Origin of the sequence: Pseudomonas sp. RC4D1 (genome assembly GCF_018390395.1) — a bacterium.
Classification (GTDB): Bacteria; Pseudomonadota; Gammaproteobacteria; order Pseudomonadales; family Pseudomonadaceae; genus Aquipseudomonas; species Aquipseudomonas danubii.
In genome coordinates this window covers 308,317-334,865 of sequence record NZ_JAHBAW010000002.1, presented here as the reverse complement: position 1 = coordinate 334,865, position 26,549 = coordinate 308,317, and the positions used below count along the sequence as shown (strand labels likewise).

At 52.6% G+C, this 26,549-nt stretch carries 20 protein-coding genes; all 20 read left to right on the top strand.

The window, feature by feature from the left end; translation table 11 throughout:
* Positions 1 to 35 precede the first annotated feature (35 nt).
* The 20 genes from KHO49_RS17345 to tssH all read left to right on the top strand — a co-directional run bounded on the left by KHO49_RS17345 (position 36) and on the right by tssH (position 26,545).
* Positions 36 to 893, top strand: a complete 858-nt coding sequence (locus KHO49_RS17345) for a winged helix-turn-helix domain-containing protein (protein WP_213665452.1) — start codon at positions 36 to 38, stop codon at positions 891 to 893.
* Positions 894 to 1,544: 651 nt separating this feature from the next.
* Complete coding sequence (locus tag KHO49_RS17340; protein WP_213665451.1) at positions 1,545 to 1,970, top strand: EamA family transporter; 426 nt, start codon at positions 1,545 to 1,547, stop codon at positions 1,968 to 1,970.
* A 40-nt stretch (positions 1,971 to 2,010) separates the two neighbouring features.
* On the top strand, positions 2,011 to 2,895 hold the full coding sequence (locus KHO49_RS17335; protein ID WP_213665450.1) for an NAD(P)-dependent oxidoreductase: 885 nt from the start codon (positions 2,011 to 2,013) through the stop codon (positions 2,893 to 2,895).
* A 65-nt stretch (positions 2,896 to 2,960) separates the two neighbouring features.
* A complete protein-coding gene (locus KHO49_RS17330; RefSeq protein ID WP_213665449.1) occupies positions 2,961 to 3,686 on the top strand; it encodes an SDR family oxidoreductase in 726 nt (241 codons plus the stop codon).
* A 964-nt stretch (positions 3,687 to 4,650) separates the two neighbouring features.
* Positions 4,651 to 5,421, top strand: a complete 771-nt coding sequence (locus KHO49_RS17325) for a hypothetical protein (RefSeq protein WP_213665448.1) — start codon at positions 4,651 to 4,653, stop codon at positions 5,419 to 5,421.
* Between the two features lie 465 nt (positions 5,422 to 5,886).
* Positions 5,887 to 6,414, top strand: a complete 528-nt coding sequence (locus KHO49_RS17320; RefSeq protein ID WP_213665447.1) for a hypothetical protein — start codon at positions 5,887 to 5,889, stop codon at positions 6,412 to 6,414.
* Positions 6,415 to 6,726: 312 nt separating this feature from the next.
* Positions 6,727 to 7,191, top strand: coding sequence for a hypothetical protein (locus tag KHO49_RS17315; RefSeq protein ID WP_213665446.1), 465 nt, complete (start codon positions 6,727 to 6,729; stop codon positions 7,189 to 7,191).
* Between the two features lie 158 nt (positions 7,192 to 7,349).
* Positions 7,350 to 9,761: a fimbria/pilus outer membrane usher protein gene (locus KHO49_RS17310; protein ID WP_283777122.1), complete on the top strand. Its 2,412-nt coding sequence runs from the start codon at positions 7,350 to 7,352 to the stop codon at positions 9,759 to 9,761.
* A gap of 17 nt (positions 9,762 to 9,778) precedes the next feature.
* Positions 9,779 to 10,483, top strand: a complete 705-nt coding sequence (locus KHO49_RS17305) for a fimbrial biogenesis chaperone (RefSeq protein WP_213665444.1) — start codon at positions 9,779 to 9,781, stop codon at positions 10,481 to 10,483.
* 224 nt (positions 10,484 to 10,707) lie between these two features.
* On the top strand, positions 10,708 to 11,178 hold the full coding sequence (locus KHO49_RS17300; protein WP_213665443.1) for a (2Fe-2S)-binding protein: 471 nt from the start codon (positions 10,708 to 10,710) through the stop codon (positions 11,176 to 11,178).
* Positions 11,175 to 13,490, top strand: a complete 2,316-nt coding sequence (locus KHO49_RS17295; protein ID WP_213665442.1) for a xanthine dehydrogenase family protein molybdopterin-binding subunit — start codon at positions 11,175 to 11,177, stop codon at positions 13,488 to 13,490. Before KHO49_RS17300 ends, KHO49_RS17295 begins: the two co-directional genes overlap by 4 nt.
* Positions 13,490 to 14,485 carry an XdhC family protein gene (locus tag KHO49_RS17290; protein ID WP_102863919.1) on the top strand — a complete coding sequence of 332 codons (996 nt, stop codon included), beginning with the start codon at positions 13,490 to 13,492 and terminating at the stop codon, positions 14,483 to 14,485. The genes KHO49_RS17295 and KHO49_RS17290 overlap by 1 nt, the downstream gene beginning before the upstream one ends.
* Positions 14,482 to 15,078, top strand: a complete 597-nt coding sequence (locus tag KHO49_RS17285) for a nucleotidyltransferase family protein (protein WP_213665441.1) — start codon at positions 14,482 to 14,484, stop codon at positions 15,076 to 15,078. Before KHO49_RS17290 ends, KHO49_RS17285 begins: the two co-directional genes overlap by 4 nt.
* A gap of 1,839 nt (positions 15,079 to 16,917) precedes the next feature.
* Positions 16,918 to 18,474 carry a type VI secretion system protein TssA gene (gene tssA, locus KHO49_RS17280; RefSeq protein ID WP_213665440.1) on the top strand — a complete coding sequence of 519 codons (1,557 nt, stop codon included), beginning with the start codon at positions 16,918 to 16,920 and terminating at the stop codon, positions 18,472 to 18,474.
* A gap of 32 nt (positions 18,475 to 18,506) precedes the next feature.
* The gene (tssB, locus tag KHO49_RS17275) at positions 18,507 to 19,010 is read left to right on the top strand and encodes a type VI secretion system contractile sheath small subunit (protein WP_102864948.1); all 504 of its coding nucleotides are present in this window, start codon (positions 18,507 to 18,509) and stop codon (positions 19,008 to 19,010) included.
* A 26-nt stretch (positions 19,011 to 19,036) separates the two neighbouring features.
* Positions 19,037 to 20,512, top strand: coding sequence for a type VI secretion system contractile sheath large subunit (gene tssC, locus KHO49_RS17270; protein ID WP_213665439.1), 1,476 nt, complete (start codon positions 19,037 to 19,039; stop codon positions 20,510 to 20,512).
* Positions 20,513 to 20,526: 14 nt separating this feature from the next.
* The gene (gene tssE / locus KHO49_RS17265) at positions 20,527 to 20,934 is read left to right on the top strand and encodes a type VI secretion system baseplate subunit TssE (protein WP_102881492.1); all 408 of its coding nucleotides are present in this window, start codon (positions 20,527 to 20,529) and stop codon (positions 20,932 to 20,934) included.
* 196 nt (positions 20,935 to 21,130) lie between these two features.
* Entirely contained in the window at positions 21,131 to 22,918 is a 1,788-nt protein-coding gene (gene tssF, locus KHO49_RS17260) for a type VI secretion system baseplate subunit TssF (RefSeq protein WP_110653589.1), read from the top strand.
* Positions 22,882 to 23,889 (top strand): type VI secretion system baseplate subunit TssG, encoded by a 1,008-nt coding sequence (gene tssG / locus KHO49_RS17255; RefSeq protein WP_110596733.1) that lies wholly within the window; start codon positions 22,882 to 22,884, stop codon positions 23,887 to 23,889. The genes tssF and tssG overlap by 37 nt, the downstream gene beginning before the upstream one ends.
* Before the next feature lie 13 nt (positions 23,890 to 23,902).
* Complete coding sequence (gene tssH / locus KHO49_RS17250) at positions 23,903 to 26,545, top strand: type VI secretion system ATPase TssH (RefSeq protein WP_213665438.1); 2,643 nt, start codon at positions 23,903 to 23,905, stop codon at positions 26,543 to 26,545.
* Positions 26,546 to 26,549: the final 4 nt, after the last annotated feature.

Genomic DNA, 26,549 nt, shown 5'->3' with positions numbered 1-26,549 from the left:
TGCTCGGCAGCGACAGTCTAAGAGAAGAAAATATAGTGCAAATCATTGAAGAGTTGGCCAAGATTGAAACTAGTGACCATAAAGTTGAAACCAGGAAAATAACCATACGTTGTCCGGCAGCAAATAGAAATGTTGTTTTTTTACCATCGCAGAGTTTCTTGATTGTTCATGAAAGTGGAGTTGAAAAAAAAATTGAGTTGGGTTTTAGTTCAAGTCGAATCTTAGAGCTGTTAATCGATAAAGTTGACTCTGTCGTCGCTCGTGATGAAATTTTTGCGTATGCCTGGCCTGATCGAATCGTTGGGCAGAACAGCTTGAATCAAGCTGTTTCTACTCTTCGAGAATTATTATCTGATGAAGACAACAGGTCGATAATTCAAACCGTACCAAGGAGGGGATATCAATTCAATTCTGAATTTATCGTTTCTTCGGAGTTTATTCTCCCTGATAACCTAACAGAGCCAGAAAATGGTGTCGATCGTCCCGTTATTGAGGATGCCCGTATAGGTTTTCAAGACCTGATGCTTTCCTGGCTGAAGGAGAGTGGATTATCCACATTGGTGATTTTATTGGTAGTCGCCTTTTTAGTTCGGATTGATTGGGGACTTTGGATTCAACCAGATTTTGTCCAAGAAGTGGAGACACAAGGCTTGCTGACGACGTGGTATACAGGTGCTAATGATGATGAGCTTAATGAGCTTAAGAAAAATACATCCGCTATTCAAAAAAGAATTATGAACTTGTTGGAAGCGCCTGGTACGGTTATTTTTAATACAATGCACGGGTTTTATGAAATTCTTTGCGTTAGCGGCAGTACTGTTGAGTTTATTGGGGTTTATAAATCAAGGCTGTCTTCTGTGACGGATGAGCAGTTAGTCAGGTGTCTAAAGTGATAAGGCGAAAGGTTGTACTCATTATAGTCGCTATTTTTTTAACTTTATTACATCTACTATATTTTTCGTTCTCAAAAAAAGAGGTTATTAGCGGAGCATATTTCTCTACAGGTCTGATCATAACAAGCGATGGGGTTGCTCACGTAGTTAATGGAAGGCTCCAATCCCACGATAATAAAATCCATGACTTTGAACAGATTGACAATAACAGTCAGAAGTTTTCATATGAGTTGTTGTATAGCTTTTTCGGTAGCGGAGTTTTTTCGACTCGTCCTGTCGCTGATAAAAAAATACTGACTGATGCATCTATTATCGATAGGGATATTTTATTTAACTATGAGTATTACTCTGGGTTAGATTCGAGATTAACCTTGTATAGGTTGCGCTACTCTTCAAAAACACCTTGCTTTTATATTAAAGAACTAAATTATGTTCAGTGTCTAGGTTCGGAGCGAAGTCGCGATGCTTATGCTTTCTAGATTTCTTCTCGACTAAGATATTCGATTAATGATTTGGTTAGTAGATTTTCTGTGTAACGCAACCTAAAAAGCCCATTAAATATAGCCGGTAATGTGGCGAATTTCGTGCTGAATATTTTATATGTTCTAAAAAACCTTTGGACTTATGTCGTATAACGACATGGACTGCGCTATGGATAGATGGGTCGGATATGCTTTTTTATCAATGTTTTTTGCCGGTTTTACATCCGTTATCGCCAAGCTCGGGCTTTTAGGCATTTCGGGTGAATTAGGGCTTGCAATACGTAGTATATTCGTTTGTTTTTTTGTTTTGTTATTCGCTATTCTTTCGGTGCCAGCCCAGGAACTGATTAACGTGACCGTTAAAAACTTGGCTTGGTTGGGTTTGTCCAGCGTAACGACGGCTTTTTCATGGGTCTTTTATTATAAGGCACTAAAAGGTGGTGATGTTGTGACTGTGGCTTTAATTGACAAGGGAAGTGTAGTTGTCGCCATGTTTCTTGCTTGGCTATTCCTTAAGGAACATATAACTTTACGTATGATTTCTGGTTTGATACTCATCGTAATTGGGGTTTTTGTAGTTGCAAAAAAAAATTAATATTATTATTTAAGATCAGCTAACTCAAAGGGCGTAAAATATGCAGAGTGAAGTCACAGTAATTGGGCTAGGTGCTATGGGTTCTGCATTGGCACATGTTTTATTGCGTGCAGGTAAGCGTGTCACCGTTTGGAACCGTAGTTTATCTAGAACTGAGAGCGCCGCTGGTGCTGGTGCTCACGTCAGTGAAACCTTTATATCTGCAATATCCGCTAGCCCTGTGTGTCTCTTTTGTGTTGATAATTACGCTGTAACCAATGCCCTCTTAACCGCTAATGATATTGAGGGTGTTCTCAGTGGTAAGCTATTAGTGCAGCTATCTACAGGCGACCCGCAAGAGGCGCGTGATAGTGAGGAGTGGGCGTTGTCACGTGGGGCTGACTATTTGGATGCTGCGATTTTGGCTTTTCCCGCTCAGATGGGAACACAAGAGGCAACTATCATCGTTTCCGGTGCCTTGGCGTCATTTGAGCGTGGTGCAAGCATATTAAAACTACTGGCACCTAATCTGAGTTATTTAGGTGATCGTGTAGGTGCAGCATCGGCGCAAGATTGTGCTGTAGCTGCTTATTTTTCTGGTGCTCTGTTGGGGGCGTTACATGGTGCTCGCATCTGTGAAGTTGAGGGCTTACCTGTAGACGAGTATTGCAGCCTCTTAGCGGATATTTCACCGGTGCTCGGTGGAGATATTCAGCATATGGGCGCGATGATTCACTCCGAGAGCTATTCCACCCCACAGGCTTCGTTGAAAACGTGGGCGGCGGCTATCAGCCGTCTTGAGCGCCACGCTAAAGCTGTAAAAATCAATCATGAGTTTCCTGCTTTTGCATCGGCGCTTTTTCGTTTGGGCGTGGATGCCGGTTATGGTTCTGAAGAAGTTGCAGCCTTGATTAAGGTACTAAGAGCTGTCTCTGAGGTTAGATAGATTTTTTCTAAATTATAAAAAAGAAATGTTAATTCGTACGTTTTTTAATAGCTAGGTATACAGTCATGAATAAGCCTTTGATCGTTATTACCGGAGCTAGCTCAGGTATTGGTGAAGCCGCTGCTCGTCTATTTAGTGCTGCCGGTCACCCACTTCTGTTGTTGGCGCGTAGAGTTGAACTCTTGGAAGCGATGGGGTTGCCCAACACGTTGAGTCAGTGTGTGGATATAACTAATCGTACCGCTCTGTTGGCCGCAGTCGCCGATGCTGAAGCGCTATATGGTCCGGTTGATGCTCTTATTAATAACGCTGGTGTGATGCTGTTGGGTGAGATGATCAATCAGGATCCTGCTCAGTGGGATCAGATGATTGATGTCAACGTGAAGGGTTTGCTCAACGGTGTTCACGCTGTTGTTGCTGGAATGGTTGAGCGTAAGCATGGGACTATTATTAATGTCAGCTCGGTGGCCGGGCGTAAGACTTTCTCAAATCATGTTGCCTATGTCGGCAGCAAATTTGCTGTGCATGGACTGTCAGAAAACTTGCGTGAAGAGCTTTCACCGCACAACGTGCGGGTAGTTACCATCGCCCCTGGGGCCGTCGATACAGAGCTGCTCAGTCATACGACTGACGAAGAGATTAAGACTGGTTACCGTGCTTGGAAGCAGGACATGGGAGGCACCGTGCTGAACGCAAATGACGTTGCTTCGGCGATAGTCTATGCGTATCAGCAGCCTCAAAATGTGTGCATTCGCGAAATTGTGATCGCGGCCACTCGTCAGCAGGCGTGATCCGGCCTTAGTTCCTACAGTTCAGGAAAATGGTCTAAAACATTATCGTCTTGGTACCTGAGCCTCAGGGGGCAAGGGGTTTCAATAAAATGGCCCTTGCTCTGTAAACAGGGACTCAATGGTCCCTGCGTATCTGGTTATGGTTTCTGTGGTGAGCTAAGGGTATTCAACCCAGCAAGATTTGAAATCTCGCTTGACGGTCGGAGCTATTTCTCGCGAAGCGTTCCGGGCGTACTGACCTCTCGGGCTTTTTGGCCTATGTCTCCTTTATGTAGTTTGGTATAAGTGCTGCAGCTGCAGCCAAGCTGCGATCTGCCAAACTAATTCATGCCTTTCATGCCAGTGTCGCCCGCATCGGGGTAGACCGCGTCTTTTCGCCACGCAACAGTTTGGCAACCTGGCTGAGATCGACTCATTTCTCTCCGTATAGTGAGTGTGGTGGACTAGTTCCTCTTCCATATCTGTCCCGATATGCACTTCATCGCAAATAAATACAGGTTACTTTTCCTGGTCTGATACATCTGAAAACTACATTTCCGTCCTCGTTTTTAGACTAGTTCGGTGCATCAATGTCATATGCACTAATTGGCGCTTGGGTGTAATTTCAAATAACGCTTTCTCCATGGATCGACCGTTCAAGGAAAATCAGCTTTTTAGCGCCTTTTCGATGTTTCTCTAAGTGCTCTGCATTTCTGTTAGTGGTGAAAGCGTGCGTATATCGCTAATGCACGTTATTAGGTCTACCAAGAAATCAGCTGGCGAGACTGATGGGGAGGCAGTTGAGAAAGAGTGCTTCGTGAATCAATCAATCATAAGAATTTAGTTTTTTCACCCATTGGTATGGGTTATATCTTTGCTAAATGCTTGGTACAGAATTGTATCTCTTAGCTTTATGTATGAGTAAACGTGTACATGCGTAGATTCAAAAAACTAAAGTAAGCGAAGCGAACGAAGGTAATGACTTGTGAAGAAAAATACACACGAGGAAACTAGGCCGGGGCAGCATCTGATAACTCAGCAGCCACTTGTAGATAGGGATTATGGAGTTGTTGGATTCGATATGCGACTCATAAACTCTAAAGGCATATGGGATTTGAGTGAAAGTACAGTTCTTTCAGACATGGAATATAAGCGTATGTGCTGCGAGTTACTGGCGCGTACCAGTCTTGCAATATACTCTGCTACTAATGTTAATTATGTTGGAAAGAAAAGCGCACGGAAGCGCTTTATCAGTATCAGGCGATCTGATTTACTGGATATAACCCTATTAAATAATATTATTCGTTGTGGCGAGGCTTTAGCTGAGGCGGGACTGGTACTGGTATTGGTGCTCGTGCTTAAAGATGAAGTATATGTGTCTATGAGTTTGATGGGGAAAGTTAAGATTGTAAAGCATCTGTATGAAGCTAAATATGCCGGAGTGAAATTTTGTTGTGAGCGCAGCATAAATTTTTGTGAGTTTGATGGTGGGGTAATGGAGGCACTTAATCTCTGCGATTTCGTGCTGATTTCAATGAGGTCATTATCTTTGATATCAACCCAAAAAGCGCGTGGAATAAATTTTGAACTATTGCATGAGCGAATGTGTGCCGAGATTGAAAGTAATAAGGTAAAGTTTATTGCCGCCGAAGTTGATAGTTTAGTTTGTAATGATTTTGCTAGAGCGTTGCCTTTTATATTTTTTAAAGGGGGGGTGTATAACTATGATCTGGTTGCCCCGGCTAACTATTTGTAGTGAGTGTTGGTTTGCGGTTTTTTTATTAAAAAGTTAATTTTTCTTTCATATTGCTGTTACCTGTTACGTTGTCGAATAATAATTTAATTTCATATGTAGCGGTTGTTTTTTAAATGTTAGTTTTATCCATGCTAGGGGCTAGTCTCTCTCATTTAGAGGTTGCTAATCGAGGCGAGCACTAGGCAAACGACAACCCGATTTCTAGTAACCCTAGCAATCTATCTGGAGCTGTTGTCGTCTATTTCTCTGAAGAGTATATAAGACGATATGAAATTTATCCTTCACGTAACACTTTTTTGTCTTTTGCGTCTTTTGGTAGTGCTTCAAGAATGGGGGAGAGGCGTGACAAGAGTCGTTACTCTGTATCTTTCATGACTTTTCACTTTGGGTGTCCATTGAGTTGGGGGATGATGCATGCGCGAATTTTTTCGCAAAAAATAAATTTAAAATCAGCAGGAGCTCTATATGCAAAATTTATATCGGACCGTAGCAATTAGTATTCCGTTTGCACTAGTGTTTTCATCTTATGCGAGTGCGAGCTTTACCATTTCTTCAACACCGCCTCAAGTATATAGCGGGTCTGCAACCTCCACAATCAGTGTGGCTCAAACCATTCAAAATCCAGTTAATTTGACAGCAAGGTATATTCCAGGCTTGGCTATTAGTGCTGCTGAGCTAACAGAAGGCAAGATTATGGGGACTATTGAGTTAGATGTCGATTCGGGGAGTATTTCAGCTGTGAAGATAACTACTGTGAATGACTACAAACTCTTGAATGCTGAATCTTCGCAGAAAATCGATTACTGCATCGCTGATCAGGATGGTAGTAATAGTCAACAAATTTGTAGTAATGATAACGCAGTTGCAATTTTTGAGGGGGAAGTTACAGGGCGTCATAGTGGATTAAATATCATTGCAAGTGCAAATGCAGCTCCTTATCTGAGCTCTGGTGAATTTAATGACACCTTAACTGTTGTTGTTTATACGCAATAGTATCTAAGTAAATTGGCGCTTTTGCTTATTGCAAAGGCGCCAATTTCATATCCTTGTTTATGCGGCGCAGTATGCTGTTAGTACAATATTTTATGGCCGCAAGAGTAAGCGAGTTGTGTTGTGTTTTGAAGAATTGCTTTTTCAATGTTGGAGAGTGGCGAGTGTTCATGAATATAATATATGGGATGTATCTGTTTAATGTGCATCCATTCAGAGTTTTAAGATATATGTTCGGTTTTTGGTATTAGAGTTATGGGTTATTATACAATAAAGTACTTTACTTTGGCGGTGCTCTGTTATTTGTGTAGCAGCATGCTTGCAAACCTGTACGTCTTTAAAGTTTCCGAACTGAGCACTTATCAGAAAACCTCAATGCAAGCGCTTGGTAAAAATTATTCAAACAGTGAGGTTGCTCTCAAAGAAAGTAATATTGCTTTCACCGAAGTCTGTTCCGCTGAGCTATATGAGCTTTTAAATAGAAGCTTGGAGAAGAGTATCTATATAGAGCGGATTTATATACGGCTCGAAAATGGCAAACAGTGCCTAGCTCCAGCTTTGTTGGCGGATGAGAGACCTGTTTCTCATCTCATGTCTGGAGCGGTCGAGGGGGTTAGTCAAGGATGTGTATTTGATAGACTGGTCGACGGAAATCTATTTGCGTTCGGTAACTCAAGTTTTTTTTATGTTGTTGATGGAGCTGCTATTGGTCTAGAAGGAGAGGCTGCACGTGACTCGTATATGTATGAAAAATATTTATGTACCGATAAGTTTGGTTAGTTTGAATATGCTCTTTGATATATTGTTTAGGGGTTTTAAATTAAAAGTTATTTAATATTTTCTGGATATTTTATTGCTGGACTTTAATTTTTAAGTTCGGGAGGAGCAATGTGTTCAGGTGGCTCGTTGGCAGTATTTTTCTCTTTTTGTATTCAACCATGGCGTTCTGTGAGGCATATAAGTTTGATAGTAGGCTGTTAGGCATGGAGGGTGAAGAAGATTTTGATATTTCTTTAATTGAAAACTTTGGAATTCAGCCGGCAGGCTTTTATAGAGTGTCTGTCTATATGAATAATATTTTTTTTGATAATTTAGATGTGAATTTTTATTTTTCAAAAAACAACAAACGTTTGGAGCCATGCCTTTCCGGTAAAGACTTTTATTTATTTGGGGTTAAGCGCGAATTTGTTAAGGTGGTACAGTTTTCCGCAGACAGTTGCGTGGATCTTTTTTCTATTCCTGGGGCAAGCTTTAAGTTTGACTTCAATCTTCTTCGGTTGTATGTGCAAGTCCCTCAGGTCTTTGTAAATAAAGAAAGACGTTCAAACTTGGCACATGAAAAAACATGGCAAAAGAGTATCTCGGCATTTTATTCTAATTATAATCTCAGTGGTAGTGAATATGTGGTGAAAAAAGGTGACGCTGAAAATGTGTCGTCTAATTTTTTATCTCTGCAGTCCGGCGTCAATGTGGGCGATTGGCGACTAAGGAATTTCTCCACGGGTAGTTATAGTGATAAAAGTGAAGCTCGTTGGCGCTCAAATTCTACTTATCTAAAGCGGACATTGTACTCTATAGCTAGTGAGCTGACGTTGGGCGCATCGAATACGCAGGCTGATATATTTGACAGTATTTCTTATCGTGGCGTTCAGTTGGAGTCTGATGATTATGTCGCTGATGTCAATAGCTCTGGTTTTGCGCCACTTATAACTGGAATAGCTAGAACCAACGCAGTTGTTGAGGTCAGGCAGGCAGGAGATTTGATATATAGTGAGGCGGTATCACCTGGTGCTTTTTCTCTTGAAGGAATAAATCCGCTCTCTCGGGGTGGTGATATTGATGTTGTCATCAAGGAGTCAGACGGGAGTAGTCAGGCATTTGTGGTTCCGTATTCTTTCTTGCCCGTATTTTTGAATCCCGGGCTATTCAAGTATTCAGTTGTCGCTGGTCAATTAGCGGAGGTAAGTTATAGTGATAAAAAAATGGAATTCTTACAGGCCGAATATAAACATGGTTTAACCTATGGTTTAACGACTTATGGCGGAGGGCAGGTTTCACCTGAATATAGTGCTTATGCATTAGGCTTAGGGAAAACTCTCGGGAGGTTTGGAGCTGTGTCCCTCGACGTTACTCGGGCTGATTACAAAAGTTTGGATGGAGCTGCATTATCTGGCTCTTATGGTCGTGTCAGGTATCACAAGTTTTTGGGTAGCTCGCGCACAGATTTCAGTCTTTCTATTTATAAATACAATGAAGGCTATCGGGCCATGGCAGATGCACAAAAAGTTAATTGCTCTCTTGAGGGGTGTTATACATTTGATGTGCTGAGTGCGCGGGATTACAAAATCAGATCCAATATAAGTCAACCGCTTGGTCGATGGGGACGGATTTATGTTTCCTCGAATAATGAGTTCTACAAACGCTCCAGAGGCAATAGGGCTGAATATAGCCTTGGTTATAGTCAATCTTGGCGGAACATCAATTTTTCTTTGAGTGCTACCAATTACACTAGCAACTACAGCAGTGACAGACTTTTCAGTTTTTCTGTTTCAATGCCACTGTCTTTGTATAATATACCTACCTATGTCAGTCATAGTATTAACGATCTGGGAAGTGGACGAGTCGCTCAGAATACCAATATTAGCGGTAGCGCCTTTGAGCAACGTTTGAGTTGGGGGGCTCAGAACTCACACGACCAGATGGGGGGCGATAATCGTCATTTAAATCTGTCCTACAAAGGTGCTTACGGGCAGCTGGCGGCAGGTTATGGCAGTAGTGATAGTGTCGATCGTTATAATTACAGGGCGGCGGGTGGGGTTCTTATTTATGATGATGGATTGATTTTCTCTCAGACTATTACTAGGCCCTCAGCTATCGTTTCTGTAAGTAAGGTCAAAGACGTAAAGGCTGGCTATTCACCGGGAGTGGTAACTGATTCTCGTGGTAATGCCATTGTCTCGGGCTTGCAGCCATATAGGGAGAACAAGATTTTTTTAGATTCAACTACTTTTCCTGAGGGATTGTACGTTGATAAACCATTACAGAGTGTGGTTCCTGTTAAGGAGTCTTTTATTAAGGTTGATTTTTCTGCGAAATTTGGATATGGGTTGTTTGTAAATCTTCATAAGCATGATGGTTCAAAGGTTCCTTTTGGAGCTATTGTGTCAACTGTTGATGGTTTGGTAAGTGGTATTGCGGATGAGGGGGCCGTTGTTTATCTTGAGGGACTGCCGGAAGCTGAAGTAACACTTGCCGTAAAGTGGGGTAAAGGGAGCACATGTACCGCAAAACTAGATGTGGGTAGATTAGCCGCGGCGGGTGTATCTTCTACCGAAGCTCTTTGTGAATGAATAATCGGATAGCTATCATGAAATTTTTTTTGCGAATTTCCATTTTTACGATTGTTGGGCTCTCAGCGTTGCAGGCTGTAGCTTCTGATACATACTCAGTGACCCTCGAAAAAAGCAGATTGGTAATTAACAATAAGAAAGAGTCTGAGCTTAGAGTCACCAATCCAACACCTAGGCCTGTACTTATACAGTCTAGGGTTTACAGTGAGGATAAAGTTGCACCAGCACCTTTTAAGGTTGTTCCTCCATTGTTTAAGTTGGATGCGCTTGATACAAGTATCTTAAGAGTTATTAAGGTCTCTGAAATAAGCGCTGTTGATAGAGAGTCGATGTATTGGCTCTGTGTCAAAGCAATTCCACCAACTTTGGGCGAGGAAGAGCAGGCGGACTCTTTACAGGTGGGTGTTAAGTTTAGTGTTAGTAGATGTGTTAAGGTTTTTTACAGACCCCAAGCATTGGTTGGTATGAAAACTAAAAATCTTTTTGAAAAAGTCAGCTGGAGTAGAGTAAATGATGGTGTCTTAATAAAGAATAATTCACCTTATTATTTGAATTTTTCAGCACTGGAAATATCTGGAGTTAAGGTGTCCGAAGTTTTCTATGTGCCTCCGTTCGAGGAAAAAAAGATAGTTCTTGCTGACCCCATTTCGAAGTCAGATGTTCTCTGGAGTTTGTTGAACGATTTTGGAGAGGCGGAACACTATACCAGCAAGCTGGATTGAGCCATTTTAGATAGTAACCAGTTCGCAGTTGCAAATTGACTTTTCATCAAAGATAGATGCTGTTGTAAAAATGAAGATTATTATTCAAGTAGGGCTAACTAGTTAAAAGTCTTGGAGACATAACAGTCAGCCCGATTAGCCTGAGCCGATCTGCGCGCACCGCAGCCGCGCTGCTGCGTGGCAGATGGCTCGACCCCATCACCTCATAGAATGCGGGCGTGCCCATGATTACCCTGAAGCTCAACGGTCAAGATCATCCACTGGACGTCACCGAGGACATGCCACTGTTGTGGGCCATCCGCGATGTGGCGGGTTACAGCGGCACCAAATTCGGCTGCGGCATGGGCCTGTGCGGCGCCTGCACCGTTCATATCGACGGTGATCCGGCGCGCAGTTGCATCACCCCGGCCGGCTCGGTGCTGGGCAAGAACATCAGCACCATCGATAACCTGCACAACGATCCGGTCGGGCAGGTGGTGCAGCAGGCCTGGCTGGATACAGCGGTGGCCCAGTGCGGTTATTGCCAGGGCGGACAGATCATGTCCGCCACTGCATTGCTCAAGACCCATCCCAATCCCAGCGACGAGCAGATCGAGGAGGCGATGCTCGGCAATATCTGTCGCTGCGGTACCTACAACCGTATCAAGACCGCGATTCGCCAGGCAGCCAACCATCTGCAGGAGGTCAAGGCATGAACCACCTACCCAGTGATTTTGCCCTGAGCAACCTCAGCCGCCGGAGTTTTCTCAAGGGCGTGGGTGCAACCGGAGCCCTGGTGCTGGCGGCCAGTTGGGGCTGGCAGCAGGCGTTTGCCGAAGACCAGAAGTTCGGTGCCGACGGCATGCCCCATGGCTGGGTCGACGATCCCAAGGTCTATGTGAGCATCGCCAGTGACGGCAGCGTGACGGTGATCTGCAACCGTTCGGAGATGGGCCAGGGGGTGCGGACCAGCCTGAGCATGGTGGTGGCTGATGAGCTGGAGGCCGATTGGGCTCAGGTCAAGGTCAAGCAGGCGCCCGGGGACGAGGCGCGCTTTGGCAACCAGGACACCGACGGTTCGCGCAGCATGCGCCATTGGTACGAGCCCATGCGTCGTTGCGGCGCCGCTGCGCGAACCATGCTGGAACAGGCCGCCGCCGAGCAATGGCAAGTACCGCTGAGCGAGTGCCGGGCGCAGTTGCACAAAGTGGTTCACCAACCCAGCGGGCGCGAACTGGGCTATGGCGCTCTGGCCGCAGCGGCGGGGGCTCTGGCGGTGCCGGCCCGGGACAGCCTGCGGCTGAAGCAGGCGTCGGAGTTTCGCTATATCGGTAAAGAGGCGACCCGGGCCATCGACGGCGAGGACATCGTCAATGGTCGTGCGGTGTACGGCGCCGATGTGCACTTTGAAGGCATGTTGTTTGCGGCGGTGGCGCGGCCTCGAGTCTATGGCGGCAAGGTCAAGTCCGTGGATGACAGTGCAGCGCTGAAGGTGCCTGGGGTGATCAAGGTCATGCCCATCGATGGCCGTCCGTTGCCTTCCGAGTTCCAGCCCCTGGGCGGTGTGGCGGTGGTGGCGAGCAACACCTGGGCCGCGATCAAGGGCCGCGATGCCTTGAAGATCGAGTGGGAGGATGGAGTCAATGCCGGGTACAACTCCATCGAATATCGCAAGGAGTTGGAGGCGGCGGCGCAAAAGCCGGGCAAGGTGGTGCGCAGCACCGGCAACCTGGATGAAGCCCTGAGTGGTGCGCAGAGCAGCCTGGAAGCCACCTATTACCTGCCGCACCTGGCCCAGGCACCCATGGAGCCGATGGTGGCCGTGGCGCGCTTCGTGGATGGCCGTTGCGAGGCCTGGGCGCCGAGTCAGGCGCCTCAGGTGACCCGTGAGCGGATTGCCGAGCGCCTGGGCATCGGCTTTGACCAGGTCACGGTCAACGTCACCCTGCTGGGCGGCGGCTTCGGACGCAAATCCAAGCCGGACTTCATTCTGGAAGCGGCCATCCTGGCCAAGGCATTTCCCGGTAAGGCGGTGCGGGTGCAGTGGACCCGGGAGGATGATATCCACCACTCCTACTTCCATACGGTGTCGGCGGAGTACCTCAAGGCCGGGTTAAGCGAGGACGGCATGCCCGCCGCCTGGCTGCATCGCACCGTGGCGCCGAGCATTACCGCGTTGTTTGCCCCGGGGATGAACCATGAAGGCGCCTTCGAGCTGGGCATGGGCTTCACCAACATGGCCTATGCGATTCCCAATGTGCGCCTGGAAAACCCCGAAGCGGCGGCCCATACCCGGGTGGGTTGGTATCGCTCGGTCTCGAACATTCCCCACGGTTTTGCCATTCAGAGTTTTGTCGACGAACTGGCCCACAAGGCGGGCCAGGACCCACTGAAGTACCAGCTCAAGCTGTTGGGGCCGGACCGTCAGATCGATCCGCGAACCCTGAGCGAAGAATGGAATTACGGCGAGTCCCCTGAGCGTTACCCGATCGATACCGGGCGCATGCGCGCGGTGCTGGAAACCGCGGCCAAGGCCGCCGGGTGGGGGCGCTCGCTGCCCAAGGGGCGTGGCCTGGGGTTGGCGGTGCACTACAGCTTCGTGACCTACGTGGCAGCGGTGATCGAAGTGGAGGTGAAGGAGGATGGCACGCTGATTGTGCACAAGGCCGATATCGCCGTGGATTGCGGTCCGCAGATCAACCCCGAGCGCATTCGTTCGCAGTTCGAGGGGGCTTGTGTCATGGGCCTGGGCAATGCGGTGCTGGGGGAGATCAGCTTCAAGGACGGTAAGGTGCAGCAGGACAATTTCCATATGTATGAGGTGGCACGCATGTCCCTGGCGCCGAAAGAGGTGCAGGTGCATTTGCTGACTCCGCCGGGCGAGGTGCCGCTTGGGGGCGTTGGTGAACCGGGTGTACCGCCCATTGCGCCGGCCCTGTGCAACGCCATCTTCGCCGCCACCGGCAAGCGCATCCGCAATCTGCCCGTGCGCTACCAGCTGCAGGGTTGGCAGCAGGCGGGTGCCTGATGGACAGCGTCGACCTGAATGTCCTGCGCAGTGTTCTGGAGTGGCGCCGCGCCGGGCGCACGGTGGTGCTCTATAGCGTGGTGCAGACTTGGGGCAGTGCGCCCCGGTTGCCGGGTGCCATGTTGGCCTTGCGCGACGATGGGGTGGTGATTGGCTCGGTATCCGGCGGTTGTATCGAGGACGACTTGATCACGCGCCTGGCGGATGGGCGCTTGTCCCTGTCCGGGCCGCCGGTGCAGTTGCTGACCTATGGTGTGACCCTGGAGGAGGCGGCACGTTTTGGCCTGCCTTGTGGCGGCACCTTGCGCCTCACCGAGGAGCGGGTTGGCGATCCTTCCTGGGTCGCCGAGTTGCTGGAGCGCTGCGAAGCGCACCAGATCGTGGCTCGGGAATTGAACCTGAGTAGCGGCCAGGTGCTGCTCAAGGCGGCGAGCAAGACGGATGAGCTGGCGTTCGACGGGCTCACTCTGCGGGCGATCTATGGGCCGCGCTGGCGTCTGTTGCTGATCGGTGCCGGGCAGCTTTCCCGTTATGTGGCGCAAATGGCCCGTCTGCTGGACTTCGAGGTGCTGGTCTGTGATCCGCGCCAGGAGTTCGTGCAAGGGTGGGAGGATCAGGATGGGCGCTTTGTCGCCGGCATGCCCGACGATGCGGTGCTGAGTATTAAGCCCGATGAGCGCACGGCGGTGGTGGCGCTGACTCACGATCCGCGTCTGGATGACATGGCCCTGCTGACGGCGCTCGATTCCCCGGCGTTTTATGTCGGAGCCCTGGGGTCTCGGGTCAACAGCCAGAAACGTCGGGACAATCTGGCGCTCTTGGGATTGTCAGCGCCGGCCATCGAGCGTTTGCATGGCCCGGTGGGGTTGCACATCGGCAGTCATACGCCGGCGGAGATTGCCCTGTCGCTGATGGCGGAGATCGTGGCGATCAAGAATGGCATTGAGCCCTTGCAGAAGAAGCCGTTGGCCCGAGTGGCCGAGGCGACCACATGATTGCCCCGCCTTGCGCCGTCATCCTGGCGGCGGGGCAGGGCAGTCGTTATCGAGAGGTGGCAGGGAGCGATCAGGATAAGTTGCTGGCACCTTGCAGAGGTCGCGATGGTGTATTGCGACCGGTGCTGGAACAGGTGCTGGTCAACCTGCCGGTGGAAATGCCTAGGCGGGTACTGGTCACGACGCCGGGTCGGCCGCAGGTGGCGGAACTGGCGCAGGCTTATGGCTGCCAGGTGCTGTTGCTGGATTCCCTTGGCATGGGCCAGAGTCTGGCGGCGGCAGTGGCTGCTAGTGCCGATGCCGGTGGTTGGGTGATTTTGCTGGGGGATATGCCCTTTATCTTGCCTGGCACCATAACGCGGGTAATCGAGGCGTTGACCGAGGAGGGCATCAGCGTGCCTCGGCTGGGTGACGATCTGGGGCATCCGGTGGGGTTTGGTCGGGCTTATGGCGCTGCATTGCAAGGCTTGTCCGGTGATCGCGGTGCCAAGTGCCTGTTTACCTCGGGCAAGGTGGTCGAGGTGGCAGTGACCGACCCGGGAGTGGTATGGGATGTGGATCTGCCAGAGGCGTTGATCTATCGGGATTGTTAGGCTTCTTGCTGGACGTTGGCTCTTGATACGTGTGGAGGGTGAGTCCATAATCAAGTCCATTCCTACTTAGGGAATAGAAGAAAACCCTTAGATTTCAATGGGTCGGACGCTAGATGCGAGTCTCGTTTCCCGCTCCAAATATAGCGTTGTAGAATTCAGTCGATTTCTACTGCGATCGAAAAAAGGACCTAAGGGTCCTTTTTTCGTTTCTGTGGTTTTCACTCAAATCCAGCATTATCCAGTGCGTTTAAGTCCAGAATTGAGTACGTTTCAAACGCTCAAATCTGGTCAAGTGCTGAACACGGTTTGTTGTCGGCGCATACCGATTTAGGTTATCCCCGCCCATCAACTCAATCGGACCTTGCGTGGGAAATCGCCCCACCGCGGGATCGTCTTACTGAAGGTTCTGTAGTTCAGTCCTCTTTCCCAAACGTGATCCCCCCTGAAAACACAGATTCTGCTCCATCCGATTCTGCGATAGCGTTCTCCTCATGCTTTGTAGTACGCGCGACACCTCGAGCCCTCCGACATCGGTCATTTCCTGCGGTGTGCCGATCTGGTTGGTATGGAAGTTGTAGGCCTGGCTGGGAAGGCCGAGGGCGTTTTCGATGCGCGGCTGATCAGATCGCCTCATGGCCAAGTCTCTCGCTGGCATAGCGGGTCATGCATTTACCGCAGTCGCCGATTTCGATGATCGTCGATCAGGCCGTGGATGCCTTCACCGTCCAGGCCGAACTGCAAGGACGCCGGTTGGTTGAGTAGGCTTTTCAGCTCGACATTAGGCTCTGTCCGAACGAAGGTCAGGCAAGGCGAAAATGGCCGAGGAACGGCCGGGGTCGCGTTCGACTTTACTGGGTGTAAATGAGCATTCCGATCGGACTCGCGCACGAGACCGTTTTCAACGCAGCATCACCGAGTATCAAGGGTTTTCGTACAAAGCCTAGGGTTGTCCGAAATCAGCTCGATACGGATCGCATACAGCTCGCAGATGGCTTCGCAACCCTTGAAGACCAGCCCCTTGAAGTCGTGGCGAACGGCAGGGATGGACAGCACAAAATGTGCAGTGTCGACTGACGCGAACATAGACTCATTCTTAAGCTTTAGAGAGGCCAGACCCGTATCTTGCCTGGCTCGGATGCAAGATGGCGCTCAACCTGGCAAAGCGTGCGCAAACGCTAAGATGAGACCGGTCTGTAAAGTCAGTTGAAACTTCTGAGTCTAAAAGCTGCCCTCAATTAAGAACGGTGATGTTTAGGCCTAGGGCTCCGCCCAACATTCAAACGCCATGATCAAACAACACATCAGGACCATTTTGGGTAAGTAAAAACATGGCCCATGTCCGGTGCTACAACAACGCAAAGCCAGCACTCTCATAATGAATCGCCGAGCAGTTTCCATTTTTTTGGAAGCTGTTGTACCGCTATTTCAGGGAGTTACACCTTGAGCCGAGTGTTCCTCTTGTTGGACGCGACCTTGAAAAGAGGTTGTGTTTTGGTTTCTAAGTAATTTTCTTATGTTGTTGATAAACATGAACTAATTATATTTTTCTCTCGGTGCGCCGTTAGCTGAATAAGGTTGTCTCGCCCCGATTTTACTTTTTGATACAGCATGGTTAATGGAGGTATATATCTGTGGCAATGCATCGTGACGGCACTGCATGAGCGAAAAGGCCGGTAACAAAGGTGCTAGCGCGGAGTGCGCTTGTAGGAAAAATTGAAACGTTAAGGGAATTATTCTCGTAAGTTTAGGATTTTTCTTAAATTAATATTTATGGGTTAGGGGGTATATTTTTAAAGCACTAGCCATTTGTTCTGCGGCAAAGCTTTAAACAGGTCATGGATGAACTACTCAAATAAACTGTCTGCTCATTATCTTGAGATCGCCAAAGTCTCTATTTCCAAAGAGAGTTTTGCGGGCGCGGATGTTCGCTTTTCGAGTGAATACGAAGCCCTTGAAAACGAGTTGGCCAAAGCCCAGTCCATGCATGAAAGCGGTCAGATCGACTGGCTGAAAGTTCTTGAAAACAGTGAAAACCTGCTACGTGTGCAGTCCAAGGATCTGCGGGTGGCCGCCTGGCTCACTTGGGCGCTGTATCAGCGCGAGTCCTTCGCAGGATTGCTGGCGGGTTCCAGCCTCTTGCAGTACCTGTGTGAACAGCATTGGGTCGAGGTCCACCCCAATAAACTGCGTACCCGTGGTGCCGCCATCAGTTGGCTGGTGCCTCGACTGGAGCAGGCGTTAAGCGAAAACATCGCGATCAAGGAACAGTTACCGCTGTTTCGTCGATTGGTGCTGAATCTGGAAAAGCTTGATGCAGTACTGACCCAGCATCTTGGCGATGACGCTCCTTTGTTGCTGCCCATCTGTCGGCGGCTGTCGAGCATGATCCAGCGTGCCGTCGAGCATCAGCCAGAGCCCGGCGCCGTCGGCACGGTGGTAGCACAGGTCAAGCAGGCAGCGACCCAGCTCTTCTCATCGGCCTCGTCGATCGATAACGAAAAGGATGCTCAGAGGGTCCTGCGTGCGCTGCAGGAGCATGCCCGACCTCTGTGCGCCTGGTGGCTCAAGCAGAAGGCTACCGACGTGCGCTCCCTGCGCCTGAACCGCACCATGCTGTGGTTGCCCATCGATAGTGTCCCGGAGCGTAACGCTGAACAGGTCACGGCATTGCGAGGGCTGCCTGGGGACAAACTCAAGGCTTACCAGGAACGCTTTGCCGGTGGTCAGTTCGCTGATTTGTTGCTGGAGCTCGAAGCCAGCCTGTCCAGGGCACCCTTTTGGTTCGACGGGCAGCGCATGGTTTGGGAGTGCTTGCAAGCGTTGAACGCCGATCAGGCCATGCGTGAAGTCGAATTTCACTTTGCGCTCTTGCTGCAGCGTCTGCCGGGAGTGGTGGAGTTGCGCTTTCACGACGGCACTCCCTTCGCCGATCCGGCCACTCGAAGCTGGATCAGCGCCCATGTCATGCCTCACCTATCCGCCACCAGCGCACCGCGTCAGGTCGACGCCAGCACCAGCCAGCCGATTTGGGAGGAGGCCCTGGAAGAGGTCTTGCCGATCCTGCGCAAGGATGGCCTCAAGGCGGCGGTGCAAGTACTCAAGCCAGGCCTGCAGAGTGCGCGTGGCGGTCGCGTGAGGTTCTTCTGGCATTTCAGCCTGGCGCGGCTGTGTTTCATCGCCAAGAAGTACGAGCTGGCCAAGACCCAGCTGGAAACCCTTGATCAAGAATTGCAGAACTCAGGCTTGCACGCCTGGGAGCCGGATCTTGCGTTGGAAGTGCTGCACCTCCTGCATAGCTGCTGTGAGTTGTTGCCGCAGAACCACGCAGTGCGAGAACGCAAGGAAGAGATTTATCGCAGGCTGTGCCATCTCGACCTCGAGGTGGTACTCGAATAGGCCCACGGGCCGACAATCGCAAGGAAAGGACCATGGCCAAAGAAGGCTCTGTAGCCCCTAAGGAACGCATCAACGTCACCTTCAAACCCGCGACCGGCGGAGCTCAGGAGGAGATTGAGCTACCGCTGAAACTGCTGGCGATCGGCGATTACACCCAGCGTCCGGATGAACGCAAGGTGGAAGATCGCAAGCCGATCAGTATCGACAAAATGACCTTCGACGAAGTCTTGGCCAAGCAGGATCTGAGTCTGACGCTCAGCGTGCCTAACCGTCTTCAGGAGGACAGTGACGCTGATGAGCTGGCGGTCAGTCTGCGGGTCAGCTCGATGAAGGACTTCAACCCGGCCAGCTTGGTAGAGCAGGTGCCCGAGTTGAAAAAGCTGATGGAGCTGCGCGATGCCTTGGTGGCACTCAAGGGGCCTCTGGGTAATGCCCCTGCGTTTCGCAAAGCCATCGAAGGCGTTCTCGCCGACGACGAATCCCGCGTTCGCGTGCTCGGTGAGCTGGGCCTGAACGCCGCCGCCCCAGACGCCTGACCCATCAGACAAGGAAGCCACAACACATGACTACCCGTGCCGCGCAACACCAAAGCAACGAGAGCAGCGATTACAGCATTCTCGACGGCATCATCGCCGAAACCCGTCTGACTCCGAACGACGAAGCCTACGATATCGCCAAGCGCGGAGTGTCAGCCTTCATCGAGGAGCTGCTCAAGCCGCAGAACAGCGGCGAGCCGGTCAAGAAGGCCATGGTCGATCGCATGATCGCCGAGATCGATGCCAAGCTCAGCCAGCAGATGGATGAGATTCTCCACCACGAAGACTTTCAGTCGCTGGAGTCCGCCTGGCGGGGGCTGCAGTTACTGGTGGAGCGCACCAATTTCCGTGAAAACATCAAGATAGAAATCCTCAACGTCTCCAAGCAGGACCTGCTGGACGACTTCGAAGATTCGCCGGAAGTGATGCAGGCCGGCCTTTACAAACACATCTACACCGCGGAGTACGGTCAGTTTGGTGGCCAGCCAGTCGGCGCGATCATCGCCAACTACTTCATGTCGCCCAGTTCTCCCGACGTGAAGTTGATGCAGTACGTCTCCAGCGTTGCCTGCATGTCACATGCGCCGTTCATTGCCGCCGCAGGCCCGAACTTCTTTGGCCTGGAAAGCTTCACCGGCCTGCCGGACCTGAAGGATCTGAAGGATCATTTCGAAGGCCCGCAATTTGCCAAGTGGCAGAGCTTCCGGCAATCGGAAGACTCTCGCTACATTGCCCTGACCTTGCCGCGGTTCCTGTTGCGCAATCCCTATGATCCGGAAGAAAACCCGGTCAAGTCCTTCGTCTACAAGGAAACCGTTGCCAACAACCACGAGCACTACCTGTGGGGCAATACCGCATATGCGTTCGGCACCAAGTTGACCGACAGCTTCGCCAAGTTCCGCTGGTGCCCGAACATCATCGGTCCGCAGAGCGGTGGCGCGGTGGAAGACTTGCCGCTGCACCATTTCGAAAGCATGGGTGAAATCGAAACCAAGATCCCGACTGAAGTGCTGGTTTCAGATCGTCGTGAGTACGAATTGGCCGAGGAGGGCTTCATCTCCCTGACCATGCGCAAGGGCAGTGACAACGCCGCGTTCTTCTCTGCCAACTCGGTACAGAAGCCGAAGTTCTTTGGCATCAGCGCTGAAGGCAAGACGGCGGAGCTGAACTACAAGCTTGGCACCCAACTGCCCTACATGATGATCGTCAACCGCCTGGCTCACTACCTGAAGGTGCTGCAGCGTGAACAGCTCGGCTCATGGAAGGAGCGTACCGATCTCGAGCTGGAGCTCAATAAATGGATCCGTCAGTACGTGGCTGACCAGGAAAACCCCAGTGCCGAAGTCCGTGGTCGTCGTCCGCTGCGCGCTGCGCAGATCATCGTCAGCGATGTGGAAGGCGAGCCGGGCTGGTATCGCGTGAGCCTGAACGTGCGCCCGCACTTCAAGTACATGGGGGCCGACTTCACGCTTTCTCTGGTTGGCAAACTGGATAAAGAGTAACCGGGAGCCAGGTCATGAGCGGATACGGCAGCCTGTTTGAACGCCTGAGCGCAGAGGCCGACCAGCGTGTCGGTTGGAGCCGCGAGGTCGGCGCGATGGCATCGGTGGCTGCCCATCTGGGCAAGATGCTCAGCACCCGTGCGGGGAGCGTGCAAACGCTTTCCGACTACGGGTTGCCCGATCTCAACGACATGCGCTTGAGCTTGCACGATGCCCTGAGCCAGGCCCGTTTGGCCATCGAGCACTTCATCGAAGCCTACGAGCCGCGGCTCAGTCAGGTGCGTGTCGTTTCTCTGCCGCGTGATCATGACCCGCTCAAGCTGGCGTTCAGCATTGAAGGCTTGCTTGAGGTGGAAGGGATCAAGCGTCAGGTCAGTTTTTCCGCCTGCCTGGATGGCAGCGGGCAAGTCAAGGTCAGTTAAGGAGACGACGATGACAGCAAACCACGCAGTCTGCGCCAGCCGGGTTGTTGGCTGCCCAGGCCACGACCTTTGTTGGCTATCCGGTACGCGTCGCGAACACGGCAAGGATCTTTGGAGAGTGGGGTAACGCGGCGCGGCTACTGGCAACGTGTTCCACCGCAGTGATCCATGACTCTTACTACCAGGCACTGAGCCCATGTCCTTTAACCACTACTACCAAAGTGAGCTTACCGCGCTGCGCCAGCTGGGCCGTCGTTTCGCCGAGCGCAGTCCGGCCTTGGCACCTTTTCTGGGGGAGGCCGGACGAGACCCGGATGTGGAGCGCCTGCTCGAAGGGTTTGCGTTTCTGACGGGACGTCTGCGCCAGAAGCTCGACGACGAACTGCCCGAGCTGAGCCACTCGCTGATGCACCTGCTGTGGCCGAACTACATGCGGCCATTGCCGGCGTTCAGCATCTTGCAGTTCGATCCCCTGCAGCAGTCCGGACCCGCCCAGCGCATACCGCGAGATACGCCGGTAGAGAGCAAGCCCATCGATGATGTCTGCTGCCGTTTTCGCACCTGCTATCCGACCGATGTGCTGCCTCTGGACCTGACGGCATTGAGTTACTCGGTCAAGGGTGACGGTGCACTGTTGAGCCTGCGTCTGGAAATGAGTTGCGACGGTCATATTGGTGAACTGAACCTGGAGCGTCTGCGCCTGCACCTGGCCGGTGAGCGCTACATCAGTCAGATGCTTTACCTCAGCCTGCTGCGCAACCTTGAAGGCATCGAGCTGGTGCCGTTGGGGGTGGACGGCGAGCCGCTGGCCGGAGTCAACGGCGTTGGGATGTCCTTCAAGATACCGGGCAATCGTGTACAGCCTGTGGGCTTTGCTGAAGAAGAGGCCTTGATCCCGTACCCGCTGAATACCTTCCGCGGTTATCGCTATTTGCAGGAGTATTTTGCGCTCCAGGACAAATTCCTGTTTGTCGATCTCAGTGGTCTGGATCTGCTGCAGAGGTTGGCGCAAGACATCCTTCAGCGCATGCACGGTTTGGAGTTGCGCTTCGATATTCGCAACAGTGGGGTGCAACGTCTGCGTCCGACACTGGACAACGTGAAGCTCTACTGCACGCCTATCGTCAACCTGTTCAAGCACGATGCCTTGCCGATTCGTCTCGACGGCAAGCAGGACGAGTACCTGCTGCTGCCGGCCAAGTACGAACTGGAACATTGCGGCGTGTTTTCCATTGAAAGCGTCACCGGCTGGAAGCCGGGCGGCCTGGGGTATCAGGCGTATGTACCCTTCGAGTCGTTCGAGCATGATCCGAGTTTCGACGTGCCCCACAGCCGTCCGCACTACAGCATTCGCCAGCGATCATCGTTGCTGCACGACGGCCTCGACACCTACCTGAGCTTCGGTATCCGTCACACCGACGCTCAGGAAACCCTGTCGATCGAGCTGATGTGCACCAACCAGAACCTGCCGCGTCGGCTCAAGCTCGGCGACATCAATCAGTTGTGCGAGGAAACCCCGGAGTTTCTCAGCTTCCGCAATATCACACCGGTCACGTCGAGCTACGCGCCGCCGCTGAACCGCGATTTTCTGTGGAAGCTCATCAGCAACATGTCGCTCAACTATCTGTCGCTGGCCAACGTCGATGCGTTGAAGGTGATCCTCGAAACCTACGATTTGCCACGCTACTACGACCAGCACCTGGAGAAGGTCAGCAAGCGTTTGCTGGGCGGGCTCAAGTCGATACGTCACGAGCACGTCGACCGCCTGCACCGAGGCTTGCCGCTGCGTGGATTGCGCACCGAGCTGAGTATCGATCCCCAAGGCTATATCGGTGAAGGCGACCTGTTCGTTTTCGCGTCGGTTCTTAACGAGTTTTTTGCTCTTTACGCCAGTCTCAATTCCTACCATGAGCTGCGGGTAAAAAGTACACAGGGAGAGGTGTACAAATGGGCTCCACGCATGGGGCTGCAGCCCCTGCTTTAAGCAGACTGAGCACGGTAATACGAGAGTATTCGCTGTTTCAGGCCGTACTGTTGGTCGTCGATCGCTTGCGTGATGCCCATCCGTACCTGAGTGAAGAGGAACTCTACGATCAGTTGGAGTTCCAGGCCAATCCGAGCCTGGGTTTCCCTGGCAGCGATGTTGATCGCGTGGAGTTTTTTGAAGAGCGCGGCCAGATGCGTGCACGTTTGCGTTTCAACCTGATCGGGTTGTTTGGCGCGGGTTCGCCCTTGCCGGCCTTCTATGGCGAGCAGGCCCTGGGCGATGGCGAGGAGGGCAACCCGACACGCAACTTCCTCGATCTGTTCCATCACCGCCTGCAACGCCTGATGCTGCCGATCTGGAGTAAATACCGCTACCGCGCCAGCTTCAAGAGTGGTGCCCTGGACCCGTTTTCAGCTCATTTGTTTGCCTTGATCGGCCTGGGTGGCGAAGAGATCCGCAAGGCCAAGGAACTGAACTGGAAACGCTTGCTGCCATACCTGGGATTGCTCAGCTTGCGCGCCCATTCGGCGGCGCTGATCGAGGCGGTGCTGCGCTACTACTTCAAGCACGCAGACCTGGTGATCGAGCAGTGCATCGAGCGCCGGGTAGAGATTCTCGACGAGCAGCGCAATTGCCTGGGGCAGGCCAACAGCCTGCTCGCTGAGGACCTGGTGCTGGGGGAGCGGGTACGCGACCGCAGCGGCAAGTTCCGCATTCATATCAGCCAGCTCGACTGGCAACGCTTCCACGAGTTCCTGCCGATCGGATTCGGTTACCAGCCCTTGTGCGCGCTGGTGCGGTTCACCCTGCGCGATCCGCTGGACTACGACATTCGCCTGGTGCTGCGCCAGGAGGAAATCCGCGAACTGTGCATCGGTGAACAGAACACCTGTCGTCTGGGGTGGACCAGTTGGCTCGGTCATGAAAAGGCCGACGGCGTGGTGACCTTGGGCAGCAAAATTCATTAAGGACAGATGACCCATGATCAATCTAGACCTGCAACAACTTATCCAGGCACTGGACGCTGAAACCCGCCGCGACCTGGAGCGTTCCGCTGAGCGCTGTGTCGCCCGTGGCGGCAACAAGGTGCTGGTCGAAGACCTGCTGCTGGGTTTGCTGGAGCGTCCCCAGGGGCTGCTTGCCCGGGCGTTGCAGGACGCGCAAGTCGAGGCCGGCGAGTTGATTGAGGCACTGCAATCGCAAGTCGGCGATAGCGGCTCGCGCAGCCCGGTGTTCGCTCCGGAACTGGTGCAGTGGCTGCAGGACGCATTACTGGTGGCCAATCTTGAACTGGGTCAAAGCCAGGTCGAGCAGGCGGCCTTGATTCTGGCCTTGCTGCGCAACCCGATGCGTTATGCCGGCAGTCGCTACCAGCCGTTGCTGGCGAAGCTGGACATCGAACGCCTGAAGGATTTTGCCCTGTCACAACAGCAACGAACCTCCGGCGGCGGGCCGGCGGCAGCGGGGGAGTCGCTGTTGCAGCGTTTCACTCATAACCTCACCCAACAGGCGCGAGACGGCCAGCTCGACCCGGTGCTGTGCCGCGACGATGCGATCCGGCAGATGGTCGACATCCTCGCCCGTCGCCGCAAGAACAACCCGATTGTGGTCGGTGAGGCCGGTGTCGGTAAAACCGCGGTCGTCGAAGGCCTGGCCTCGCGCATCGCCGCCGGAGAAGTACCGCCCGTGCTCAAGGACATTGAGCTGCTCTCGCTGGACATGGGGCTGCTGCAAGCGGGCGCCAGCGTCAAAGGTGAATTCGAGCGGCGCCTCAAAGGGGTGATTGACGAGGTCAAAGCCTCGCCCAAACCGATCATCCTGTTCATCGATGAGGCTCATACCCTGATCGGCGCGGGCGGCAATGCCGGAGGCTCCGATGCGGCCAACCTGCTCAAGCCGGCCCTGGCCCGCGGTGAGCTACGGACCATTGCGGCCACCACCTGGAGCGAATACAAAAAATACTTCGAGAAAGATCCGGCCCTGGCCCGGCGTTTCCAACCCGTGCAATTGCACGAACCCACCGTTGCCGAGGCGGTGACTATTCTGCGAGGCCTGGCCCAGGTCTATGAGAAGAGCCACGGTATCTACCTGCGTGATGACGCAGTGGTGGCCGCCGCCGAGCTCTCGGCCCGCTACCTCGCCGGGCGCCAATTGCCGGACAAGGCCGTCGATGTCCTCGACACTGCCTGTGCCCGGGTTCGCATCAGCCTTGCAGCGGCACCTGAGCGTCTGGAGCGTCTGCGTGGTGAATGTGCTGAGGGACGGCGTCAGTGCCAGGCTCTGCGGCGCGACGCCGAAGCCGGACTGAAGATCGACCAGGAGGTCCTGGACAGCCTGGAAGCGCGGCTGGCCGATGCCGCGGAGCAACAGCAGGCCCTGGAAACACTCTGGCATGAGCAACGCACATTGGCCGAGCGCCTGCTGCAGTTACGTGTGCAATTGGCCAGGGCCCGCGACGCCAGCCCCCTGCGCTCGACACAAGACAGCGAAGGCTTGCCGGATGCCGGCCGGGAGACTGATGTACAAGCCGGGCCTGGCGTGGTGGAGCTGGAGTCGGCACTCAACGACACCCATCGCGCCCTGAGCGATGCGCAAACCCGGGAGCGGCTGGTCAGCTTCGAGGTGTGTCCACGCCTGGTGGCTGAAGTCATCAGCGCCTGGACCGGCGTACCGCTGGCGCAACTGGCCCGTGAGCACAACGCCAAGGTGGCGAGTTTCGCCACTGACCTGAGTGCCCGTATTCGCGGTCAGGACCAGGCGGTACAGGTTCTGGATCGTTCGATGCGTGCCGTGGCCGCAGGCCTGAATAAACCAGACGCACCAGTCGGCGTATTTCTCCTGGTGGGCCCCAGCGGTGTGGGCAAGACCGAAACCGCCCTGGCCCTGGCAGACCTGCTGTATGGCGGTGAGCGTTTCATCACCACCATCAACATGTCCGAGTTCCAGGAGAAACATACCGTTTCACGCTTGATTGGCGCTCCGCCGGGTTATGTCGGCTATGGCGAAGGCGGCATGCTCACCGAAACGGTGCGGCAAAAACCCTACTCCGTGGTGCTGCTCGATGAAGTCGAGAAAGCCGATCCGGATGTGCTCAACCTGTTCTATCAGATCTTCGACAAGGGCGTGGCCAACGATGGCGAAGGGCGCGAGATCGATTTTCGCAACACGCTGATACTGATGACCTCGAACCTGGGCAGCGAGCGGATCAGCGCGCTGTGCGAGAACGGCGAGCGCCCGAGTGTCGACACCCTGGAGCAGACGATCCGTCCGGTATTGAGCAAGCATTTCAAACCGGCGCTGCTGGCACGTATGCGCGTGGTGCCTTACTACCCGGTGAGTGGCCCGGTGCTGCGTGAACTGATCGAAATCAAGCTGGCGCGACTGGGTGAGCGGCTGAACGCTCGGCAGCTGGAGTTCAGCCACTGCCAGGCGTTGGTCGATCACTTGGCCGAGCGTTGTACTCAGAGCGAAAGCGGTGCACGCCTGATCGACTACTTGCTCGACCTGCACGTCCTGCCGTTGGTGGCCGACCGCCTGCTGGCGGCCATGGCCACCGGCGAGAACCTCAAACGTGTGTACGCAACGCTCGATAGCAGCGGTGGCGTGGCCTGCGAGTTCACCTGAGGTG

Bases quoted from the DNA above. Each gene is read 5' to 3' on its own strand.
- KHO49_RS17340 (WP_213665451.1), top strand. From the start codon at position 1,545: ATGGATAGATGGGTCGGATATGCTTTTTTATCAATGTTTTTTGCCGGT.
- KHO49_RS17335 (WP_213665450.1), top strand. From the start codon at position 2,011: ATGCAGAGTGAAGTCACAGTAATTGGGCTAGGTGCTATGGGTTCTGCA.
- KHO49_RS17330 (WP_213665449.1), top strand. From the start codon at position 2,961: ATGAATAAGCCTTTGATCGTTATTACCGGAGCTAGCTCAGGTATTGGT.
- KHO49_RS17320 (WP_213665447.1), top strand. From the start codon at position 5,887: ATGCAAAATTTATATCGGACCGTAGCAATTAGTATTCCGTTTGCACTA.
- KHO49_RS17315 (WP_213665446.1), top strand. From the start codon at position 6,727: ATGCTTGCAAACCTGTACGTCTTTAAAGTTTCCGAACTGAGCACTTAT.
- KHO49_RS17310 (WP_283777122.1), top strand. From the start codon at position 7,350: ATGGCGTTCTGTGAGGCATATAAGTTTGATAGTAGGCTGTTAGGCATG.
- KHO49_RS17305 (WP_213665444.1), top strand. From the start codon at position 9,779: ATGAAATTTTTTTTGCGAATTTCCATTTTTACGATTGTTGGGCTCTCA.
- KHO49_RS17300 (WP_213665443.1), top strand. From the start codon at position 10,708: ATGATTACCCTGAAGCTCAACGGTCAAGATCATCCACTGGACGTCACC.
- KHO49_RS17295 (WP_213665442.1), top strand. From the start codon at position 11,175: ATGAACCACCTACCCAGTGATTTTGCCCTGAGCAACCTCAGCCGCCGG.
- KHO49_RS17290 (WP_102863919.1), top strand. From the start codon at position 13,490: ATGGACAGCGTCGACCTGAATGTCCTGCGCAGTGTTCTGGAGTGGCGC.
- KHO49_RS17285 (WP_213665441.1), top strand. From the start codon at position 14,482: ATGATTGCCCCGCCTTGCGCCGTCATCCTGGCGGCGGGGCAGGGCAGT.
- tssA (WP_213665440.1), top strand. From the start codon at position 16,918: ATGAACTACTCAAATAAACTGTCTGCTCATTATCTTGAGATCGCCAAA.
- tssB (WP_102864948.1), top strand. From the start codon at position 18,507: ATGGCCAAAGAAGGCTCTGTAGCCCCTAAGGAACGCATCAACGTCACC.
- tssC (WP_213665439.1), top strand. From the start codon at position 19,037: ATGACTACCCGTGCCGCGCAACACCAAAGCAACGAGAGCAGCGATTAC.
- tssE (WP_102881492.1), top strand. From the start codon at position 20,527: ATGAGCGGATACGGCAGCCTGTTTGAACGCCTGAGCGCAGAGGCCGAC.
- tssF (WP_110653589.1), top strand. From the start codon at position 21,131: ATGTCCTTTAACCACTACTACCAAAGTGAGCTTACCGCGCTGCGCCAG.
- tssG (WP_110596733.1), top strand. From the start codon at position 22,882: ATGGGCTCCACGCATGGGGCTGCAGCCCCTGCTTTAAGCAGACTGAGC.
- tssH (WP_213665438.1), top strand. From the start codon at position 23,903: ATGATCAATCTAGACCTGCAACAACTTATCCAGGCACTGGACGCTGAA.